This is a genomic window from Flavobacterium sp. CF136 (assembly GCF_000282055.1).
In the GTDB taxonomy this organism is placed as follows: Bacteria; Bacteroidota; Bacteroidia; order Flavobacteriales; family Flavobacteriaceae; genus Flavobacterium.
Map to the genome: position 1 here is coordinate 1 of NZ_AKJZ01000036.1, position 6,808 is coordinate 6,808.

Below are 6,808 nucleotides of genomic sequence, written 5' to 3' on the forward strand. Positions count from 1 at the left end.
TGCAGCTTTTTTTAAATCTACAACAAATGCAGTACCAGTAAGCATAATTAATGACGGAACTTCAGTTTCGACAATTGGTTTTAAGGGATCTACATCTTTAAATGAATATAATGTAAGAGTTGGAGCAGATGGAAATGACTTTATTTCCTATACAAATAATATTGAAAGAATGAGGATCAATTCAAATGGTAATGTTGGTATTGGAACTAGTAATCCAATAGGTTTACTCGATGTGCAAAAGAGTGCTTCAAATGCAGGTGGGCAGTCGGTCGTTAATATTACCGGTTCAACGTGGACTGGTGATGGAGCCAGCGTTATATTAAATCAAGTTTGGAACGATAATTATTATAAAACAATAATTGATAACAATGGAGGTAATTATGCACAAACTGGGTCTGGTTTGAAAATTCAGACCTCTTATTGGGATGGCAGTAAGGTTAATTCTATTACATCATTAGTATTGTCACCTGTAGGTAATTTAGGTCTTGGGACAGCAATACCTGACGAAAAGCTAACTGTAAATGGTAAAATTCATGCGCAAGAAGTCAGAATTGATTTGTCTTCTCCAATGACGGTTCCCGATTATGTTTTTGCAAATGATTACAAGTTAAAATCTTTACAGCAAGTGGAGGATTACATTAAAGAAAATAGTCATTTACCTGAAATTCCTTCAGCAAAAGAAATTGAAAAAAATGGTTTAATGCTGGCTGAAATGAATATGGCCTTGTTAAAGAAAATTGAGGAACTGACTTTGTATACAATAGAGCAACAGAAAAATACAGAAAAACTTATTCAGCTTCTTGATGAACAAAATAAAAGGTTGAAAATTTTGGAAGAAGGGAGAAAATAGAGGCTATTGTTTGGAATGTAATTTTTTAACCAGCCTCTTTTGATAACCAAATTATATTGCTCGGCAAAGTAGCCGAAATGCCAAATTTCATGATTAAATTTAAACCAATGATAAAACATCATATTAACTCTTCAAGTTTGCTTTCTATGTCAAAAATATTTCTATTCTTAATATTCTTCATAAATATTGAAGTGCAAGCACAAGTACAAAACAAAGAATACATTAAAGAGGCTATACAAAAAATAATTCCTCCTTCACCAAGTGCTTATGAATTTTCTAAGTTTGGCAATATCCCTTTAAACGGAAGCACAGGTGGTTTTAGTTATAGTGTACCCATTTATACAGTTCAGTCGGGTGATATAACATTACCAATTTCTATAGGATATTATAGCAATGGAGTCCGTATTGATGATTTATCAGGTACTGTCGGAACTAATTGGACACTGAATGCTGGAGGAGTAATTTCCAGAACAGTAAGGGATTATCCAGATGAGTCGGCTGGATCAGTCGGTAGATTATATCCTTCATCAGATGAACCTTTTTCTTCTTTAGAACGAGCGGAAGATATTAAAAATATAGCCAGAGATTTAGATAGCGCTTCTTTTTATGATGGAGAACAGGATTGGTTTTCTTTTAATGCAAATGGTGTCTCTGGTAGTTTTTATTTTGATAAAGATTTAGTACCACATATATTAAGTGAGCAAAGCCTTAAAATAACTTACGAAATAATTAATAATGGTATTAGGAAATTTACCATCATTGATGAAAATGGTTATAAATATGTATTTGGAGGTAGTGATGCCTCTATTGAAACTAAACTTAATTATAATCAGTGTGATCGTATCGAAAATACCTCTTATATAACAGCTTGGTTTTTAACAGAAATTATATCCCCAAAGAACAATTCCATAACTTTTGATTATGCGCTAAATGAACTTTATTATAGTGATGGTTGTTCTACAACAAAGTCACGTCAGGACACTTGCCCTAGTGAGCCATCTTTAACTGACTCGCAATTAAAAACATGTCTAAATGCCAATTCGATATGGTCAAAGGTCTTATCAACAATTCATTTTCAGAACAATTCGGTTGTATTTAATTATAATTCCCAGAGACAGGATGCAGGAGGAAAATCGCTAAAGGAAATAAAAGTGTTGAAAAATACGGAACTAATCAAGCAAATAGATTTTAATTATGACATAGTACAGGCAAATGCATCAACTATAAATAGCATGATTACTGCAGTAAATGAAGTAGGAACTGATTTTAGGTTATTTTTAAAAGAGGTTAGCTTTAAAGGAAATCTGAACGCTGTTAATTATGAAAAATATTCATTTGAGTATTATAATATGAATGAATTACCTGCCAGATTAACTTATTCAAAAGATAAATTTGGTTATACTAACGGTTCAATTAACGACAGTCCGTTTAGTAATAAACTGGTAGATTATCAAGCAACCAACACTCAATGGTTAGGATTTACAGGTACCGCCAATATGGAGGTAAACCCCAATAAAGTATATTATGGCATGTTGAAAAAAATAACCTATCCTACTGGAGGTTACACTGAGGTTCTATACGAAGCCAACAAAGATGCTAAAATGTCTGAAACTAAAATTCCTATAAATCAAACTATAGCTGCTATTAAATATTGCGACACGAATACTACACCTGTTACTGCTTCTTTTGAGTTTATATCTAATGGTCTTCCTTTAAATTTTGAAGCAATTGCAAATATTCAGGGATCTAATTGTACTACAGGATCTACTAATAATAAATATAATGTTAGGGTATATAAAAACAACCAAATAATATTAGATCTTTTTACTACTTATGGAATTGCAGTAAACTCTAATCCTGATAAGCAATGTTTAAGTACCTGGTCATCTGTTTACGCAAATGAACCTATATGTACGGTTGCCGGAAGTACTTATAAAATTACAATGACACTAGAAAAAGGGGGAGTATATGGAACAGTAAAAGTTAAATACAATGGTGATTTTGCGGAAGAGACTATTTATGGAGCAGGAGCAAGAGTTAAGGAAATTACTGATTATACAAATAATTTGAGTTATAACAAAAGAAAGATATATTATAACAAACTAAGCGATTATTTATCCAATAATACCACTATGCAGCATGCATTCGAACCTTACTACAATAAAACAAATTCGGTTATAATATGGTGTCCAATTACTTTATATCCAACATGCTTTCAATATACTGCAAGACCTATATACGTCTATACAGTATCTTCAAACCCTGTAAATTCCGGGTATTTAACCAGAGAGTCAATCAATTATTCAGCTATAACGGAAATATTGGAAAATAATGGTGTAAAAAATGGAATGATTGAAAAAATATTTAGGCCCAGTATGGATTCCCCGGCCCGTCTATATGAAGGATCTGATATTTATGGCAGTTCTCCGGATAATTATGGAGAATTGATGAAAGATAAAATTGAAGAGGAAACAATATATGATAGTAATAGTGTAGTAAAAACAAAGAAAATTTATAGCTACTCTTTATTTGGTAATAATTTTTTAACAGCAATTACAGCTAGAAAAAATTTTATATTCCCTTGGGAACCAGACTGGGACCCTGTCTTGAATGTTTGCGCAGACCCAACACGATTCTCTCCGCTTGAGAACTATTCTGTTTGGACTTATAAAAACTATTATGGGATTGTCAAATTGGCCAATACAACCGAAACAAATTATTTTCCAAATCAAAATGTAGAAACAATTACTACAAATACTTATGGGAATCAGCCATATTATCAATTAACTTCTACCTTGACAACAAATTCAAAAGGGGAAAACGTTAAAACAGAATACAAATATCCTTTTGATTTAATTGGGATAGAACAAACACCTTATATGCAGGAATTAGTAGATTTACATAGAATAGATGAATCTATTTCTGTAAAAACTTTTAATGGCTATTCAAAATTATCCGAACGACATATTAAATATGATAAATCCGTTGCTACAGGAAATCTTTTATTATCAAAAGAAGTTCATACAAATAAGGGAATTACAGATATCAATATAACAACTGCATCGGACAGAAAACTAATATTTGACCAGTACGATGACAAAGGTAATATTCAGCAATATACACTTGAAAATGGCGCTTCTGTATCTATTATCTGGGGCTACAACAAAACACTGCCAATTGCTAAAATAGAAAATGTGACTTACAGTCAGGTGTCTTCCTATATTCCTAATCTACAAACCCTTTCAGATACAGGAACAGAAGCAAACTTAATTTTAGCTCTAAATACACTGAGAACTTCATTACCCAATGCAGTAGTTACCACTTATACCCATATTCCACTGGTAGGGATTAGCACCATTACTGATCCTAAAGGAGATAAAATTACCTATATCTATGACCGTTTTGGAAGACTCCAATTTGCAAAAGACAAAGACGATAAAATCTTATCTGAAAACCAATATAATTACAAACAATAAACCAAAAGCATCATGAAAAAAAGAATAAAACTCCTTTTGGTTTTGTTTCCTGTTATGGCAATTGGACAGACACAAACTGAAAATTATATTAAAAATGTTATTTACAAAGTTCCAAGTCTTGTTGCAATTCCTGCTCCTACTGTGGCTCAGGCAACCCAAAAAACAACCTATTTTGATGGACTGGGAAGACCTGTTCAACAAATTAGCGGACAGCAGTCTGCATCAGGAAATGACATTATTACGCATATCAAATATGATGGGTTTGGAAGACAGGTGGAAGAATACCTGCCTTTTAAATCTTCCAATACCAATATGGCTTTTGATCTCGCTGCAGAGACAAATGTATTGTCCTATTACGGGAGTCCCAATCCTGCCATCAACGGAAATCCTGCTCAGGAAGCTACAACAAATCCTTTTAGCAGAAAAGAGCTGGAAGCTTCTCCGCTTAACCGTATCCTGAAACAGGCAGCTCCCGGAAATGACTGGAAATCCGGATTAGGACATGAAATAAAAATGGACTATCAGGCCAATATTGACAGTGACGAGGTAAGATTGTATAATGCCAATGCCACCTGGAATTCTACTCTCGGATTATATGACATTACTTTAAGCAGAGCGTCCGGAACAGGTTTTTATCCGGCAGGTCAGCTTTACAAAACAATTACCTATGATGAGAATACTGCTGCTGTGCCAACAGAAACAAACGGCTCAACCGTAGAATTTAAAAACAAGGAAGGGCAGGTCATCCTAAAAAGAACTTATGGCACTGTCGGAACCGGAACAGCCAATGAAAAACATGACACCTATTATGTCTATGATATATACGGAAACCTGACCTATGTTATCCCGCCAAAAGCCGTAGACCTTATAGGCAGCACAACAGCCGTACAGGCCAATGTAACATCTACTGCTGTTGTAACTTCTGGAAATTATTCACAGATAACCGCTACCAATTCAATCATCTTATTGCCCGGATTCAATGCGCAGTCCGGAAGTACCTTCAGTGCCATCATTGACACCGGCAATCTGACTATATTGGATAATTTGTGTTATCAATACAAATACGATAATCAAAACCGCTTAGTTGAGAAAAAACTTCCCGGCAAGCAGTGGGAATTTATCATTTATGATAAACTTGATAGACCGGTAGCAACGGGTCCTGCTAATTCTCCTTTTTCTGACATAACTACAGCCGGATGGTCTGTAACCAAATACGATGTTTTTAATCGTCCGGTAATAACAGCCTGGTTGTCCGGACAGGTAACAGCAGCTACCAGAAAAACATTGCAGGAAACACTCAATGGCTTCACTGATTTGAGCGAAACCAAAATTGCCACAGCTACCAATACTACCGTAAATGGGGTTTCTTTTCGTTACAGCTCCGTAGCCTGGCCAACAGCAGGTTATCATGTATTGACCGTAAGCTATTTTGATGACTACAATTATCCCGATACCCCTTCTATTCCGGCTACCGTGGCAAATAACGACCAGCCTGTTTATTACAATACCACTATAAAGCCCAAAGGATTGGCAACAGGAAGCTGGACACGTGTTTTAGAAGCCAGTACTGCCTATAGAAACGAATTGACTTATATGCTGTATGATGCCAAGGTAAGACCCGTGCGTTCCTTTACACAAAACTTCCTGGGGGGTTATACCTATACAGACAGCAGATTGGATGATTTTTCGGGTAAACTGCAATACAGTATCACCAAACATAAAAGATTGGCTGCTGATACTGAACTTACCACAAAAGATGTCTTTACCTATTCGGATCAGGATCGTCTGCTAACGCAGACCCATCAGATAAACAGTGGAACTATTGAGCTTATCGCCAGCAATACCTATGATGAACTGGGACAGTTAATCTCTAAAAAGGTAGGAAACACAACGCAGACTCCTGTACAAAATATACACTACAACTACAACATCCGTGGATGGCTAACTGCAATTAATGATATAGCCGCCCTAACAAAAAGTGGTGATCCTAAAGATTTATTTGCTTTTAAAATTAATTATAATACTTCGAATACTGCTGGGGTAAATGCCTTATATAATGGAAATATTGCAGAGACGTATTGGACAAGCAATTCTGAAGCGACCCCGTTAATACGAGGGTATGGATACACTTACGACAATCTAAACCGTTTAAAAACAAGTATTTTTAAACGAAATAACAGTGTCAATAATGCTTATGATGAAAACCTGACTTATGATAAAAACGGTAATATCATGACTCTTTTACGCAAAGGAGGAAGTGATGTTACCGCAACTTCTATAGATGACCTGGTCTACAGTTACAGCAACAACAATATTACCAATCAACTTGTTAAAGTCGCTGACACAAGTAATAAAACTGTAGGATTCGTAGACAGCGCTGCCAATGTAAATGATGATTATAGTTATGATGCCAATGGCAATATGACCAAAGACAATAACAAAAACATCATAGAAATAAAGTATAATCATTTAAATCTGCCAA

General features: G+C 35.0%; 2 protein-coding genes and 1 pseudogene. All 3 read left to right on the plus strand.

Features of this window, described 5'->3' with window-relative positions; all coding sequences use genetic code 11:
- Nucleotides 1-850, plus strand: a pseudogene (locus tag PMI10_RS21695) (tail fiber protein); the annotation flags it as partial.
- Nucleotides 851-957: 107 nt separating this feature from the next.
- Entirely contained in the window at nucleotides 958-4,326 is a 3,369-nt protein-coding gene (locus tag PMI10_RS12040) for a hypothetical protein (RefSeq protein WP_007808198.1), read from the plus strand.
- 12 nt (nucleotides 4,327-4,338) lie between these two features.
- Nucleotides 4,339-6,808, plus strand: a 2,470-nt coding sequence (locus PMI10_RS22220) for a DUF6443 domain-containing protein (protein WP_007808199.1), incomplete at its 3' end; no start/stop codon positions are given.